General features: G+C 72.8%; 13 protein-coding genes and 1 tRNA gene. 6 read left to right on the top strand and 8 right to left on the bottom strand.

The window, feature by feature from the left end:
* Positions 1 to 36 precede the first annotated feature (36 nt).
* The 6 genes from AC1DZC_RS15740 to eda are packed head-to-tail and all read left to right on the top strand — an operon-like array spanning position 37 to position 6,122.
* Complete coding sequence (locus tag AC1DZC_RS15740) at positions 37 to 1,209, top strand: glycoside hydrolase family 88 protein (RefSeq protein ID WP_477043922.1); 1,173 nt, start codon at positions 37 to 39, stop codon at positions 1,207 to 1,209.
* 31 nt (positions 1,210 to 1,240) lie between these two features.
* On the top strand, positions 1,241 to 2,113 hold the full coding sequence (locus AC1DZC_RS15735) for a fumarylacetoacetate hydrolase family protein (RefSeq protein ID WP_477043921.1): 873 nt from the start codon (positions 1,241 to 1,243) through the stop codon (positions 2,111 to 2,113).
* A complete protein-coding gene (gene kduI / locus AC1DZC_RS15730) occupies positions 2,113 to 2,931 on the top strand; it encodes a 5-dehydro-4-deoxy-D-glucuronate isomerase (RefSeq protein WP_477040599.1) in 819 nt (272 codons plus the stop codon). The genes AC1DZC_RS15735 and kduI overlap by 1 nt, the downstream gene beginning before the upstream one ends.
* A 26-nt stretch (positions 2,932 to 2,957) precedes the next feature.
* Positions 2,958 to 3,722, top strand: coding sequence for a 2-dehydro-3-deoxy-D-gluconate 5-dehydrogenase KduD (gene kduD, locus AC1DZC_RS15725; protein ID WP_477043920.1), 765 nt, complete (start codon positions 2,958 to 2,960; stop codon positions 3,720 to 3,722).
* A gap of 1 nt (position 3,723) precedes the next feature.
* The gene (locus AC1DZC_RS15720; protein ID WP_477043919.1) at positions 3,724 to 5,442 is read left to right on the top strand and encodes a DapH/DapD/GlmU-related protein; all 1,719 of its coding nucleotides are present in this window, start codon (positions 3,724 to 3,726) and stop codon (positions 5,440 to 5,442) included.
* Positions 5,439 to 6,122, top strand: coding sequence for a bifunctional 4-hydroxy-2-oxoglutarate aldolase/2-dehydro-3-deoxy-phosphogluconate aldolase (gene eda, locus AC1DZC_RS15715; RefSeq protein ID WP_477043918.1), 684 nt, complete (start codon positions 5,439 to 5,441; stop codon positions 6,120 to 6,122). The genes AC1DZC_RS15720 and eda overlap by 4 nt, the downstream gene beginning before the upstream one ends.
* 192 nt (positions 6,123 to 6,314) lie before the next feature.
* Here the strand turns inward: eda and AC1DZC_RS15710 are convergent.
* The 8 genes from AC1DZC_RS15710 to AC1DZC_RS15675 form a co-directional block, all read right to left on the bottom strand.
* Positions 6,315 to 6,387: transfer RNA gene (locus tag AC1DZC_RS15710), tRNA-Thr, on the bottom strand.
* A 75-nt stretch (positions 6,388 to 6,462) separates the two neighbouring features.
* Positions 6,463 to 6,954, bottom strand: a complete 492-nt coding sequence (locus AC1DZC_RS15705) for a hypothetical protein (protein WP_477043917.1) — start codon at positions 6,952 to 6,954, stop codon at positions 6,463 to 6,465.
* Between the two features lie 45 nt (positions 6,955 to 6,999).
* Positions 7,000 to 8,577 (bottom strand): alpha/beta hydrolase, encoded by a 1,578-nt coding sequence (locus AC1DZC_RS15700; RefSeq protein ID WP_477043916.1) that lies wholly within the window; start codon positions 8,575 to 8,577, stop codon positions 7,000 to 7,002.
* A gap of 155 nt (positions 8,578 to 8,732) precedes the next feature.
* Positions 8,733 to 9,872, bottom strand: a complete 1,140-nt coding sequence (locus tag AC1DZC_RS15695) for a DNA polymerase III subunit delta' (protein WP_477040605.1) — start codon at positions 9,870 to 9,872, stop codon at positions 8,733 to 8,735.
* A complete protein-coding gene (tmk, locus tag AC1DZC_RS15690) occupies positions 9,869 to 10,582 on the bottom strand; it encodes a dTMP kinase (RefSeq protein ID WP_477043915.1) in 714 nt (237 codons plus the stop codon). The genes AC1DZC_RS15695 and tmk overlap by 4 nt, the downstream gene beginning before the upstream one ends.
* Before the next feature lie 20 nt (positions 10,583 to 10,602).
* Entirely contained in the window at positions 10,603 to 11,607 is a 1,005-nt protein-coding gene (locus AC1DZC_RS15685) for a Gfo/Idh/MocA family protein (RefSeq protein WP_477043914.1), read from the bottom strand.
* A 23-nt stretch (positions 11,608 to 11,630) separates the two neighbouring features.
* A complete protein-coding gene (gene topA, locus AC1DZC_RS15680) occupies positions 11,631 to 14,375 on the bottom strand; it encodes a type I DNA topoisomerase (protein ID WP_477043913.1) in 2,745 nt (914 codons plus the stop codon).
* Between the two features lie 78 nt (positions 14,376 to 14,453).
* A complete protein-coding gene (locus tag AC1DZC_RS15675; protein ID WP_477043912.1) occupies positions 14,454 to 15,491 on the bottom strand; it encodes a phosphatase PAP2 family protein in 1,038 nt (345 codons plus the stop codon).
* Positions 15,492 to 15,508 lie beyond the last annotated feature (17 nt).

The raw sequence follows: 15,508 nt of genomic DNA, 5'->3' as shown, positions 1-15,508 counted from the left end.
ATCACAGGCGCCGACGCGCCGCAGAAGGAGCCACCCATGACTACCACCGACCGAGCGGTCGCGGGCCTCGACGAGGCCGTCGCGACCGTCCGGGCCAACCTCGCGCCCTTCGCGACGTGGTGGCCGGGAGACACGACGACGGACGGCACGTACCTGCCCCGTCGTCCCGCCGACGGCGGAGGCGAGGGCGAGAACACGGGGTGGACGACGAGCTTCTGGACGGGCCAGGTGTGGCTCGCGTGGCAGCTGACCGGCGACGACGTCTTCCGGGCGGTAGGCGCGGCGCACGCCGAGGACTTCGCGCGCCGGATGCGCGAGCACGTCGGCGTCGACACCCACGACCTCGGCTTCCTCTACACGTTGTCGAGCGTCGTCCCGTGGCGCCTGCTCGGCGACGAGGAAGCTCGCGCGGCGGCGCTCGCGGCTGCCGACCACCTGATGACCCGGTTCCTCGAGCCTGCTGGGATCGTGCAGGCGTGGGGTGACGTCGGTGAGGTGGGCCAGCACGGCCGCACGATCATCGACAGCCTGATGAACATGCCGTTGCTGTACTGGGCCAGCGAGCAGACGGGCGACCCTCGGTACGAGCGGGCCGCTCGACGGCACACCGCCCAGCTGCGCGACCACATCGTCCGCGCGGACGGCACGACGTTCCACACGTTCCACTGGGACCCGGTCAGCGGCGAGGCACTGCGCGGCACGACGGCCCAGGGCTTCCACGACGGGTCCTGCTGGGCGCGCGGCCAGGCGTGGGGCGTCTACGGGTTTGCGATGGCTCATCGGTTCACCGGCGACCCGTCGTTCCGTGAGACGGCCGTGACGCTCGCCGACTACTTCCTCGACCACCTGCCGGCCGACCGAGTGTGCTCCTGGGACCTGGTCTTCACCGACGACCCGACGCAGCCGCGGGACAGCTCGGCTGCGGCGATCGTCGTCAACGGGCTCGTCGAGCTGGCTGACGCGTTGGACACCGACCCCGCGACGGCACCGTCCGCCGCCCGCTACCGCAAGGCCGCCGACGAGATCCTCGACGCTCTCGTCGCCGGGTACGCCACCCGGGCCGGCGAGCCCGGCACCGCCCTGCTCGAGCACGCCGTGTACGACATGCCGAAGGGGATCGGCGTCGACGAGGGCTGTCTGTGGGGCGACTACTACTACCTCGAGGCGCTCATGCGCCGCGCCCGGCCGGACTGGGTGACGTTCTGGTGAGCCCGACGAGCGGGAGCGCACCGTGCGGCTGGTGACATTCGAGCGCGCAGGCGAGACCGGCACCGGGGTCCTCCTGCCCGGCGACCGGCTGCTGGACGTCTCCAGCCTCGCACCGAGTCCGGTCGCTCTGGCGGCGTCGCCGGACGCCGCAGCCGCGGCGCGTGCCGCGGTCGCGACGCCCGACCCGGCGAGGGTGCACGCGGTGACCGACGTCCGCCTGCTCGCGCCCGTGCCGCGGCCGGGCGCGATCTGGTGCATCGGCTACAACTACCGCGGGCACACCGCGGTCGAGGATCCGCCGTTTCCGGACGTCTTCGTCAAGACTTCGAACACCGTGGTCGGGCCTGACGAGCCCGTCATCCTGCCGCGGGCGAGCGTCGAGGTCGACTACGAGGCCGAGCTCGCGGTCGTCATCGGGACGACAGCGCACGACGTGACGCCGGAGCGGGCGCTGGAGCACGTCGCCGGCTACACCGTGTTCGACGACGTCTCCGCGCGGGACTGGCAGCGGCGCACCTCGCAGTGGGTGCTCGGCAAGTCGTTCGACACGTTCGGCCCGATGGGCCCCGCGCTGGTGACGGTCGACGAGGTGCCCGACCCCCAGGACCTCACGGTCCAGCTGCGGTGCAACGGCGAGCTGACGGTGTCGAGCCATACGTCGAGGATGGTGTTCCCGGTCGCGTTCCTCGTGTCCTACCTCAGCCAGGTCGCGACCCTCCAGCCCGGTGACGTGATCGCGACCGGTACACCGCAGAAGCTCCCGGACGCGCTGGAGCACCAGCGAGCGCTGCGCGACGGCGACGAGTGCGCGATCACGATCGGCCACCTCGGCACGCTGACCCACACGTTCCGCACCGCGCCCGGCGCGACGACGACCTACGAGAACGACGAAGGAGAGCACTGATGACCCTCACACGCTTGTGGAGCACGCACCCCGACGACCTGTCCCATGTGGATGGCGCCACCCTGCGCGAGAGGTTCGTGCTGTCCGGGCTGTTCACGCCCGGCGAGGCGTCCTGGGGTTACGCGCACGACGACCGTCTGCTCGTCGGAGGTGCCGTGCTCGACGGGCGACCGGTCACGCTGACGGCCCCGGACGAGATCGCCGCCGAGCACCTTCTCGATCGACGCGAGCTGGCGATCGTCGGCCTGGCCGGCGCGGTGCAGGTGGCGGCGGACGACGAGTCCTTCGCGGTCGGTCATCATGACGTGCTCTACCTGCCCATGGGGACGCGCAGCATCACGCTCTCGGGCGAGGGTGTGGTCTACCTGGTCTCTGCCCCGGCGCACCGTCGGACGGCGGCCGCGGTCGCCTCGCGCGACGAGGTGGTGGCGGTACGGCTGGGCGCGCCCGAGCGGTCCAACGACCGCACGATCCGCAAGTACGTGCACGCCGAAGGGATCGAGTCGAACCAGCTCGTGCTCGGCATCACCACCCTCGAGCCCGGCAGCGTGTGGAACACGATGCCGCCGCACGTGCACGCGCGACGTACGGAGGTCTACCTGTACGACGGGCTCGGCGACGACGTCCTCGTCCACCTCATGGGCCGGCCGGACGAGACCCGGCACCTCCTGCTGCACGACCGAGACGTCGTCGTCTCGCCGCCGTGGTCCATCCACACGGCGTCCGCGACCGGCGCGTACTCCTTCGTCTGGGCGATGGCTGGAGAGAACGTCGACTACGGCGACGTCGTCGCCGTCGACCCGACCGACCTGCGCTGAGCGCGTCGACGACTCGAGGTGGACCGATGATCCTGGACAGCTTCTCGTTGCGCGGCAAGGTCGCGCTCGTCACCGGCGCGGGCCGCGGGCTCGGGCAGGGAATCGCGATCGCGCTGGCCGAGGCCGGCGCCGACGTGGCGCTGCTCGATCGCAGCGGGGCCGCCGAGACCGTCACGGCGGTCGAGGCGCTCGGCCGTCGGGCCCTGCCGATCGCGCAGGACCTCCTCACGGCAGGTACCGACGACCTCGCGGCCACGGTCGCGCACGTCGTCGACGACCTCGGCAGGCTCGACGTGCTCGTCAACAACGCCGGGATCATCCGGCGCCGTCCGGCGATCGAGTTCTCCGAGGAGGACTGGGACGACGTCCTGCAGGTCAACCTCAAGGTCGTCTTCTTCCTCTCCCAGGCGGCGGCCCGGGTGATGACGCCGGCCGGTGGCGGCAAGATCGTCAACGTCGCGTCGATGCTCTCGTTCCAGGGCGGGCGGAACATCGCGTCCTACACAGCCGCGAAGTCCGGGGTCGCGGGCATCACACGCGCGCTCGCCAACGAGTGGGCGCCGCACGACGTCAATGTCAACGCGGTCGCGCCGGGCTACTTCGCGACGGACAACACCGCGCCGCTTCGCGCCGACGAGGCCCGGTCGGCGGGGATCCTCGCGCGCATCCCGGTCAGCCGCTGGGGAACCCCGGCCGACCTGCAGGGTGCGGTCGTGTTCCTCGCCTCGGCCGCGTCGGACTACGTGCACGGCACGGTGCTGCCCGTCGACGGCGGCTGGATGGCCAGCTGACGTGGCCGACGACGTGCCGACGAGCGTGACGACGGGCCCCCTCGACGGCGACGGGCTGATCCCCGCGTGGGAGTTCGAGCCATGGCGGATCGACGAGATCACGACGCCCGCGCAACGCGCGGAGCTGGCCGCTCGCGTGGCTGCGCTGCGGGCGGCCGGGCACGCGATCGGCGACGGCGCGACGGTCTCCCGGCTCGCCGTGGTCGACGGCGCACGCCTACGCCTGGGTGACCGGTCCTACGTCGCCGCGTTCGCGCACGTCACGGGAGACGTCGAGGTCGGTGACGACTGCTCGGTCAACGTCGGCGTGGTGCTTCGCGGTCCGGTGCGGCTCGGTCGCGCCGTGCGGATCGGGACGCATGCTGCCCTCGTCGGCTTCGACCACGGCTTCGCCGACCCGGGTACGGAGATCTTCCGGCAGCCGCTGACGAGCCGGGGCATCGAGGTCGGCGACGACGTGTGGATCGGCGCGCACGCCCTCGTCCGCGACGGCGTCCGCATCGGCGCGCACAGCGTCGTCGGGGCCGGCGCGGTCGTGACGCGCGATGTGCCGGAGGGCTCCGTCGTCGTCGGAAACCCTGCGCGCATCGTGCGCTCGCGGCTGGGTGCGTCGTCCGCGAGGCTCGGTCCGAGGCTGCGAGAGCTGGGTGAGCGGGCTCGGGCCGACGTCGCGACGATCCTCGACGACGCCTATGTCGATGGCGCCTACCGCGACCGGGAGGGTGCAACGCCGACGGTCCGGGCGCACTCCGACGCGATCGAGCTGGCCGAGCTGTGGGCGGGGACCGTCCCCGCGGCGATGTCTCGCGACGAGCATATCGCCGCGCTCCGGGGCCTGCAGGACGCGACGGACGGGCTCGTACCCGAGCTCGGCAGCGCGCACCACCCTGCTCCCGCACGTGCTCTGCCCGACGGCGACCACGCCTACCACGTGCTCTGCGTCGGGTACGCGCTCGAGCTGTTGGGCAGCGAGTTCGCTCATCCTGTGCACGCCGTGCTGGATCTGCCCGCCGACCGTCTCGTCCGTCTGCTCGACGCGCTCGACTGGCGTGGCGGGGCGTGGGGCGCCGGCGCAACCCTCGACGCGGTCGGCACCGCGCTCACGTGGGCGCGGCTCGCCGACCCTGGAGCCGGCACAGGGCTCTTCGAGGCCGTGACCGGCTGGGTGCTGTCGCGGCGCGACGCCGGCACCGGCCTCTGGGGCTCGACGGCGGGCGGGCTGCGCGAACCGGTCAACGGCACGTACCGGCTCCTTCGCGGGACGCTCGCGCAGTGGGACGTCCCTGGAGGGTCGCCGCGCGCACTCGTCGACACGCTCCTGCGCCGCGCCGCCGAGCTGCCGCACGATGCCGGCGCATGCGACCTGCTGGACGTAGCGCAGCCCCTGTGGTGGGCGGCTCGCACCGAGCCCGGGTACCGCCGCGACGGCGTGGTCGCGGCGGTAACGGCCGTGCTCGAGCGGTCGCTGGTCGGCTGGCGTACCGGTGAGGGCTGGGCGTTCGCCCCCTCCGAGCCGCCGTCGCTCATGGGCACGGAGCTGTGGGCCGCGACCACCTGGTTCGCCGCCGACCTGCTCGGTCTCGCCGACGAGCTCGGCTACCGCCCGCGCGGTGTCCACCGCCCTGAGCCACGCCTCCACCTGGGCGCTCCGCCCGCTCCGGCAGCGAACCCCACGACCGGGCGATCCCCCGCCCGTCTGACGACGAGCGAGGACAGATGAGCACCGGCACCACCCCGGAGCCCGCGGTCGGATCCGCGACGACCTCCGACATCCTCGAGCGGCTGGCCCTGCACACCCTCGTGCCGGTCGTCGTCATCGACGACGCCACCGACGCGGACGCGCTCGGCGCCGCGCTCGTCGACGGCGGCCTGCCGGTCGCCGAGGTGACCTTCCGCACCTCGGCGGCCGCTGATGCCATCCGGGTGCTCCGCGACCGCGGAGACGTGCTCGTCGGCGCCGGCACGGTGCTGACCCCCGCGCAGGTCGACGAGGCCGTCGCCGCAGGCGCTTCGTACGTCGTCTCTCCCGGCACGAGCCGCGCGGTCGTCGAGCGCTGCCTCGAGCGCGGCGTCCTGCCGCTCCCCGGTGCGGTGACCGCCACCGAGGTACAAGCCGCCCTCGAGCTCGGGCTGAGCACGGTGAAGTTCTTCCCCGCGGCCACCAGCGGCGGACCTGCTGCGATCGCCGCTCTGGCGGCGCCATTCGGTGACCTGCGGTTCGTCCCCACCGGCGGGATCGGGCCGGGGAACCTCGACCAGTACCTCGCCCTCTCCTGCGTGGCAGCAGTCGGTGGCTCGTGGATGGTTCCGCGTGCTGCCGTCCGCGCCCGCGCCGGCCAGGAGATCCGGACCCTGGTCGCCGACGCCGTCGCCCTTGCCGCAGGCCTGCGTACCCACTGACCGCACGAAGGAAGAACCGAGCGATCAGGCCGCGGCCAGGGTTCATCACGAAGCCGACGACGGGCTCAGGGAGCCGGCCGTGCGCCGCTCGTGGCTACCAGTTGGCACACCACGCTGGGCTACGAGGTCGGCCACTCCCCACAACGAAAGGCCCCGCACCAGCGTTGCCGCTGGTCACGGGGCCTTTTCCGGAGCCGCCTAAGAGAATCGAACTCTTGACCTTCTCATTACGAGTGAGACGCTCTGCCGACTGAGCTAAGGCGGCGTCGTCGCGATCCAGGGGACCTCGGCGAGCGCGCCAACTGTACCCGCAGGACCCCGCCCCCTCCAAAGCGAGCGGTCAGGCGGGCCGACGCCCCGGCAGACAGGCGAGCGCGGCCGCGCCGAGCGCGACGGCGTCCTCGAGCAGCGCGGCCTGCCAGTCGGGCATCCGACCCCCGGCCCAGGCCCGCCAGGACGCACCGGCGTGCGTCCCCACGAACCCGCCGACCGCGCCTGCGACCGCCGGGACGAGCGCTCGCGCTGCGGCCTGACGGGCGAGCATCGACGCCCCGATCGCGCCGGCGACCGCACGGAGCTCGTCGCCGCGGTGGTCGAGCCGGCTGGGCGTGGACGGCAGCTTGTCGCCGATGAGCTCGCCGACGATGCTCGTGGCCGCACCGAGGCGGGCGATCCGGCCCCCTCCGCCGGTGAGTGTCGCGGCACCGGGCCCGAGAGACGAACGGGCACCGGCCGCCAGACCGAGCAGGAGCGATCGCACGACGAGCCCGCCGCTCGCCGGTCCGCCGCCGCGCAGGGGGCCGAGCGTGATCAGTCCGCCGAGGGATGCCATGCGGCCACCGTCACCCGGGGCAACGGCTTCGGCAACTCGGGGAGGTCAGCAGCGGGTGCCGGCCGCCGGGGCGTCGCCGCCCAGCAGATAGGTGTCGACGGCACCGGCGATGCAGTCGTTGGACGAGCCGTAGGCGGTGTGCCCCTCGCCCTCGTAGGTCAGCAGGACGCCGGTGGACAGCAGGTCGGCGAGCTGCTCGGACCACCGGTACGGCGTGGCCGGGTCGTTCGTCGTGCCGACGACGACGATCGGGGGCGCACCCTGCGCCGTGTAGTCGTCGAGCTCGGCGGCGGCGGGGACCGGCCACTTCGCGCACACGACGTCGCCGTACCCGAAGAACGAGCCGACGGTCGGGGCGACCTCGTCGATCTTGGCGGCCTCGGCCCGCATCGCGTCGAAGTCCGGCGCGGTGTCGTGCGGCGAGTCCGCGCAGTTGATCGCGTTGAACGCGACCATCTGGTTCGTCGAGTAGGAGCCGTCCTGCTCGCGGTCGGAGTAGATGTCCGCGAGCTGCAGCAGCACCGAGCCGTCGCCCTTGCTGATGGCCGCCTGGAGGGCCTGCGTGAGGTAGCCCCAGGAGTCCTGCGAGTAGAGCGGCAGCGCGATCCCGTAGAACGCGAGCGAGCCGGTCAGGTCGCGGTCGGTGTTGGTGGGCAGCGGGTTCGCGCGGGCACGGTCGAGCAGGCGTCGCACCTGGGCCATGCCCTCGTCGACCGATCCCGTGAGCGGGCAGTCGCTTCCGCCCTGGCAGTCCGTGACGTACGCACGCAGAGCGCCCTCGAAGCCGGCGGCCTGGCCCTCCGCGGCCTCGTCGGGCGTCAGCGTCGGGGGCAGGGCGCCGTCGAGCACCATCCGCCCGACCGTCGTCGGGAAGAGGGCCGCGTAGGTGGCGCCGAGCTCCGTGCCGTACGAGAAGCCGAGGTAGTGCAGCTGGTCGTCACCGAGGGCCGACCGGATGACGTCGAGGTCGCGGGCCGCGCTGACCGTGTCGACGTGCGCGAGGACCGGACCGGTCCGGTCCAGGCAGGCCGCGCCGAGGTCGCCGTACACGTCGATCACGTGCTGGATGCCCGCATCGGTCGAGTAGTCAGGGTCGAAGGCGATCAGCTCGTCCAGCTGGGAGTCGTCGACGCAGTCGACCGGGCTGGAGCGCTGCACGCCCCGCGGGTCGAACGCGACGAGGTCGTACTTCGCCTGGACGTCCTTGCTGACCAGGCCCTTGGCCTGCTGCAGGAAGTCGATCCCCGACGCCCCGGGGCCGCCCGGGTTGAGCAGCAGGGAGCCGATCGGGTCGCCGTCCGTGGCCGCCGAGCGCGCCAGCGCGATCCCGATCGACTCACCGGACGGGTCGGCGTAGTCCAGCGGCACCTGCGCGGTCGCGCACTCGCCGGCGTCGCAGGACGTCCAGTCGAGCTCCTGGTTGTAGAAGGAGGCGAGCGGCCCGGTGGCCTGCGTCGCGTCGGCGCGAGGGGTCTCGACGGTCGTCTGGTTCTTCGGCGCGACGCAGCCCGCGAGCAGGAGGGCGAGGCCGACGAGCGCCGCGACGGCGGCGACGGGGCGTCGTGACCGACGGTCGCTCGCGTCGCGTCCGGGCGCGGCGGGGTGATCGGTCGACGGCAGCATGCCCCACACCGTAGCCGTCGAGACTGGGCGGTCCGTGGGAGTCTCGGGGAGATTGCTGGGGGAACCCTGTGGTGCTCGCCCGATCTGCGCCGTTTGCCCGATCGAGGATGTTCGCCCGATCGCGGGCGGTCGCCCGATCGCCGGTTGTCCGCCCGTCACCCCTGCGGTCGGAGCGCGACGGCCATCGCCTCGACCGCGAGCAGCGGGGCCACGTTCCCGGCCAGCCGGGTGCGGGCCTGACCGACGGCGTCCATGCGCCGCAGGGTCTGCTCCGCGGTGCTCGACTCCGCGAGCGCGCGGACCGACGGCTCGTGCTCGACGTTGACCAGCTCCACGCCGGCACCGAGCTGGACGACGAGGACGTCCCGGTAGAGCGAGAGCAGGTCCACCATCGCGCGGTCGAGCACGTCCCGCTGCGCCCGGGTCGCGCGGCGCTTCTGGTCCTCCTCGAGCTGCTTCACCTGGGTGCGCAGCGACGGCGGGAGGGTCGCCGCACCCTCGGCGCCCATGGCCCGCAGCAGCTCGGTGCGCTCCTGCGCGTCGCGCTCCTCGGTCGCCGCCCTGGCGTCGGCCTGCGCGGTCTCGACGAGCTCCCCGGCCGCGAGGACGGCGTCGCCCACGCCGCGGATCTTGGCGGCGATGCCCAGCACGGCCGACCTGCGGGCGCGGGCCTGCGGGTCGCGCGCGAGCCGGCGCGCGATGCCGACGTGGCTCTGCGCGGCCCGGGCGGCGATCTCGGCGACGTCCGGGTCGATGCCGTCGCGCGACACCAGCAGGGCCGCGACGGCGTCGACCGGCGGGACGCGCAGCGCCACGGAGCGGCAGCGCGAGCGGATGGTGACCAGCACGTCCTCCTGGCTGGGCGCGCAGAGCAGCCAGACCGTGCGGCCCGCGGGCTCCTCGATCGCCTTGAGCAGAGCGTTGCCGGAGGTGTCGTTGAGTCGGTCGGCGTCCTCGATGATGATGACGCGGTAGCGCCCCTGCGCCGGGCTGCGCTGCGCGAGCTCCACCAGCGGCCGCGCGGTCTCGGCGCGGATGAAGACGCCCTCCGTCGCGACGACCGTGACGTCCGGGTGCAGACCGCGCAGCGTCGTCGTGCAGTCGTGGCAGACGCCGCAGCCGCCGGTCGCGCACTGCAGCGCGGCCGCGAACGCGCGTGCCGCGTTCGAGCGCCCCGATCCCGGTGGGCCCGTCAGGAGCCAGGCGTGCGTCATCGCCGACGGGTCCGAGATCGCCGTCCGCAGGACCTCGACCGCGGGCTCCTGGCCGACGACGTCGTCCCAGACGCTCGTCACGCGACGCCCCCGGACGTCGCGACGCTCGGTGTGCCCGACGCGGCGACCCCGACCAGTGCCGCCGCCCGCACCCGGATCGCCGCAGCCAGCTCGTCGACCGGCAGGGTCGCGTCGAGCACGAGCCAGCGGCCGGGGTCGGCGGCAGCACGTCCGAGGAACGCCTGCCGGGTGCGTCGGTGGAACTCGTCGCCGGCTCGCTCGAGCCGGTCGGGCTCCCCCGTCAGCCGCGCGCGACCGGCGACCGGGTCGAGGTCGAGCAGGACGGTGAGCGCCGGGAGCAGCCCGTCGACGGCCCACAGGGAGAGGCGCTCGACCTCGTCGGCCCCCAGGTCGCGTCCGCTGCCCTGGTAGGCGACGGACGAGTCGAGGTAGCGGTCGGTGACGACCACGGCCCCGCGCGCGAGCGCCGGCCGGACGACCGAGGCGACGTGGTGCGCGCGGTCGGTCGCGTACAGGAGCGCCTCCGTGCGGGCGTCGACGTGGTCGCCGTGCAGGACGGCGTTGCGCAGCTCGACGCCGAGCTCCGTGCCGCCCGGCTCACGCGTCAGGACGACCTCTCGGCCCAGACCCCGCAGCCAGTCGCCGAGCAGGCGGGCCTGCGTGGACTTGCCCGCGCCGTCACCACCCTCGAACGACACGAACAGCCCCGGAGGGGCAGGGGTCGACGCAGGCTCGGTCACGTGCGTCAGGGTAGTCGCCACGGGAGACATCGCCGTGCCGGACCGCCCTCTCACTCGCCGGGGTAGACGACCCCGACCTGCGCGCGGATGGTGTCCATGGTGCGCATGACGTCGAGCGTGTTCTGCCAGGTCATGCGCGGGCTCTCCACGTCGCCCAGCGCGACCCGCCGGGCCACCTCGGCCGCCTCGAACTGCAGACCCTTCTGGCCGGGCTTGTCGAACGTCCAGACGCGGCCGTCGCGGCGCTCCACGCGGAACGACGACGTGCCGTAGAAGCTGCCGGCCACGCTGATCAGGCCCTCGGTCCCGGAGATCTCCGCGGTCGTCGGGGACTTGGCCCACAGGGTCGTCATGAGCGTGGCCTGCGTGCGCTCGTCGTAGGTCATCGCGATCGAGATCTGTCCGTCGACGCCCGTGGACGTCAGCTGGCCGACCGCCTGGATCGAGTCCGGCACGCCGAGGAAGTCGTGCGCGAACGACACCGGGTAGACCCCCAGGTCGAGCAGCGCGCCGCCCGCGAGGTTCGGGTCGAACAGGCGGCTCTTCGGGTCGAACGCGAAGTACTGGCCGTGGTCGGCCGAGATGTTGACGATGTCGCCGATCTCGCCGGCGTCGATCACCTGGTGGAGCGCGTCGACGTGCGGCAGGAACCGCGTCCACATCGCCTCCATGACGAACACGCCCGCGGCACGGGCCGCGTCGAAGATCTCCTCGGCCTCGGCGACGTTCCGCGTGAACGCCTTCTCGACGAGCACGTGCTTGCCCGCCGCGATCGCCAGCAGCGCGTGCTCGCGGTGCTCCGAGTGCGGGGTCGCGACGTAGACGGCGTCGACCCGCTCGTCCTCGACCAGCCCGCGGTAGCTCGTGTGCACCGACGGGACGCCGTGCGCGGTGGCGAACCGGGACCCGCGATCGCGGTTGCGTGAGCCCACGGCGACGAGCTGTGCGCGGGTGTGCGTGTTCACCGCGGAGGCGAACACGGCGGCGATCCCCCCGGCGCCGAGGATGCCCCAGCGGATCGGAGGTGCGGTACGGGGATCCTCGGTGCGAGCCATGGCGCCAACCTATCTCGCGCGCCCTACTTCTTCGTCGTGGCCTTCTTGGCAGGTGCCTTGGCCGTCGTGCGACGTGCCGGTGCCTTCTTCTTGGCCGGGGCCGACGCGCGCTTCTCGACGAGCAGCTCGATCGCCTGCTCGCGCGTGATCGTCTCGGGCGTGAGGTCGCGCGGCAGGGTGCGGTTGGTGACCCCGTCGGTGACGTAGGCGCCGAAGCGGCCCTCCTTCACGACGATCGGCTTCTCGGACGTCGGGTCGTCGCCCAGCTCCCGCAGCGGCGGCGCGGACGTGGCGCCGCGACCGCGCTTGGGCTGCGCGTAGATCGCCAGCGCCTCGTCGAGCGTCGTCGTGAAGAGCGCCTCCTCGGAGGCGAGCGTCCGCGAGTCCGTGCCCTTCTTCAGGTACGGCCCGTAGCGCCCGTTCTGCGCGGTGATCTCGGCGCCCGACTCGGGGTCCACGCCGACGACCCGGGGCAGGGACAGCAGCATCAGGGCGTCGTCGAGCGTGACCGACGAGAGCGACATCGACTTGAACAGCGACGCCGTGCGCGGCTTCGGGGCGGCCGCGAGCGCGCGCTTCTGGGCGGCCTGCGACAGGGACGTGTCGATCTCGGGATCCGGCAGGATCTCCGTCACGTACGGCCCGTATCGGCCGTTGCGCGCCACGATCGGCGTGCCGACGACGGGGTCGGTGCCGAGCACCTGGTCGCCCTCGGGCTGCGTCTCGAGCAGCTCGCGGGCCTTCTCGACGGTCAGCTCGTCCGGTGCGAGCTCCTCGGGCACGGACGCACGGCGCGGGTTGCCGTCCTCGCCGGGCTCGGCCAGCGAGTCCTCGAGGTAGGGCCCGTACCGGCCGACGCGCAGCACGATGCCGTCGCCGATCGGGATCGAGTTGACCTCACGGGCGTCGATCTCCCCGAGGTTCGCGACGAGGTCGCGCAGACCCTCGCCCTCCTCGTTGCCCGACCCGTCGCCGAAGTAGAACCGCGACAGCCAGGCCACGCGGTCCTTGTCCCCCGCCGCGATCGCGTCGAGGTCCTCCTCCATCTCGGCCGTGAAGTCGTAGTCGACCAGCCAGTCGAAGTTCTCCTCGAGCAGGCGGGTCACCGCGAACGCGAGCCACGACGGCACGAGCGCCTGCCCGCGACCCGTCACGTAGCCGCGGTCCTGGATCACGGAGATCGTCGCGGCGTAGGTCGACGGCCGCCCGATCCCGCGCTCCTCGAGCGCCTTGACCAGCGACGCCTCGGTGTAGCGCGGCGGCGGCGAGGTGCGGTGCCCGTCGGCGGTGAGGTCGGCGGCGGAGATCGGGTCGCCCTCGGCCATCGCGGGCAGCCGGGCGTCGCCCTTCTCCGCGTCGGCCGTCGACGAGTCCGTGTCGTACCGGGAGACGTCGCGACCCTCCTCGTACGCCGCCAGGAACCCGCGGAACGTGATGACCGTGCCGGAGGCCGAGAACAGGACGTCGGTGCCGTCGGAGGCGGTCGCGCCGAGGCGGACGGAGGCGGTCTGCCCGCGGGCGTCGGCCATCTGCGAGGCGACCGTGCGCTTCCAGATCAGCTCGTACAGCCGGAACTGGTCGCCGGAGAGCTCCTTCGCCACCTGGGCCGGCGTGCGGAAGTGGTCCCCGGCGGGCCGGATGGCCTCGTGCGCCTCCTGGGCGCCCTTGGCCTTGCTCGTGTACACGCGGGGCGAGTCGGGGATGTACTCGGGGCCGTACAGCTCGGAGGCCTGCCGCCGCGCGGCGTCGATCGCCTGCGAGCTCAGCGACGAGGAGTCCGTACGCATGTAGGTGATATAGCCGTTCTCGTACAGGCCCTGCGCGGTGCGCATGGTCTGCCGGGAGGCCATCCGCAGCTTGCGCGAGGCCTCCTGCTGCAGCGTCGAGGTGGTGAACGGCGCGGCCGGCTTGCGCGTGTACGGCTTGGTCTCCAGCGAGGCCACGGCGAACGACGAGGACGCCAGGTTGGCGACGAGGCTCGTCGCGACCGCCTCGTCGACGTGCACGACGTCGGCGGTCTTCAGGGTGCCGTTGTCGGCGAAGTCGCGACCCGAGGCGACCCGCCGTCCGTTGACCGACGAGAGCCTGGCGGAGAACGCCGGCTCGGCGGCGTCCTCGACCGTGCCTGCAACGGCGAATGTGCCCGTCACGTCCCAGTAGTCGGCGGCGACGAACGCCATCCGCTCGCGCTCACGTTCGACCACCAGCCGGGTGGCGACGGACTGCACACGGCCGGCCGAGAGGCCCTGACGGACCTTGCGCCACAGCACCGGGCTGACCTCGTACCCGTACAGCCGGTCCAGGATGCGGCGGGTCTCCTGCGCGTCGACCAGCCGGTCGTCGAGCTCGCGCGTGTTGGCCAGCGCCCGCTCGATGGCCTCGCGGGTGATCTCGTGGAACACCATGCGCTTGACCGGGACCTTGGGCTTGAGCTCCTGCAGCAGGTGCCAGGCGATGGCCTCGCCCTCACGGTCCTCATCGGTGGCCAGGAAGAGCTCGTCGGAGTCCTTCAGCAGCTTCTTGAGCTCGCTGACCTTCTTCTTCTTGTCCGCGTCGACCACGTAGTACGGAGCGAAGCCGTTGTCGACGTCGACCGCGAACTTCCCGAACGGGCCCTTCTTCATGTCGGCGGGCAGCTCCGAGGGCTGCGGGAGGTCGCGGATGTGCCCGACGCTCGCCTCGACGTCGTACCCGTCGCCCAGGTACCCGGCGATCGTGCGCGCCTTGGCGGGCGACTCCACGATGACGAGCTTGCGCCCTGCAGACATCCGTCAGGCCTTCCTCAGACTGCGCGAGGTCGGATGGCCCCGCACGTAGTGCACCGCTGGGGACTCTACGGCGTTCCGTCAAGCCTCCGGCAATCGGTTCGGCTGGCGGGAGTCCTTACTCACCGGTAACGGCGCAGGTGGGCGGTTCGATTGCACGTCGGTCCCGACGAGGGGCGGACGAGCCGCGGCGGCCTGCCGCAGCACCAGCATGATCGCGAACGCCAGGCACGACGCCATGAGCGCCCCGGCCGCTCCTCCGAGGTAGGCCGTGACCTGCTCCGCGCGGGCCGACAGGTCGTCGCGGTTGTTCCACGTGTGCGTCAGCGCGACCGCCGCACAGCCGGCCGCGGCGACCCCCAGGATGACGAGCCCGGAGACGACCAGACGCATCGTCGCGGGCGTCGGGTCGCGGTCCACGTCGCGGGCGACCTTGAGCGCCCCGGTCGTCGTCGGGACCCGAGCAGGCGTCAGCGCGACCAGCGCGCATGCGATCGAGGTCCAGGCCAGCACCACCAGCACGGCGGCGACGACGTCCGAGGGCCGGTGCCACTGGCCGATGAGCGTCGAGATGCCCGTGGCCGTCGTGTACCCGGCACCGAGCACCGCCGCCCATGGCCGCAACCTCGGCGGCACGACGAGGACGAGCGCCGCCGAGATCGACGCCGCGGCCGTCGTGTGACCGCTCGGCAGGGTGTTGCCGTAGCTCGCCTCGACGCCCAGGTCGGGCCGGTCGAACACCGAATGCTTGAGCACCTGCGTGGTCAGGTTGGCGCCGATCATCAGCACGGCCACCTGGACGGCGAGCGACCAGCGCCGACGCAGCGCGGCGATGAGCATCGCGGCGAGCAGCACGGCCACGATGAACCCGACCGACACCACGTCGAGCACCCGCTCCGCCACCCGCCACAGCTGCGTCTGCCCGTAGCGCGCACCCTGGAACGCGGCGTTCTCCACCTGCTGCCCGGCCAGGGTGTCGACGAACACCCGCCAGAGAAGCCAGACGCCCACGAACGAGAGCGCCGCGATCGCCAGCGCCAGCACCACGACGCCCATCCGGCGGTCGCGGACGACCGGAGCGGGTCGCGCGGGGGCGCGCAGGACGGGGGCATCGCTCACCGCACAACGGTAGGTCA

This window comes from Cellulomonas sp. P2_B4 (assembly GCF_056404795.1).
The sequence above is the reverse complement of the archived record's forward strand: the minus strand, read 5'-3'. Positions and strand labels throughout refer to the sequence as shown.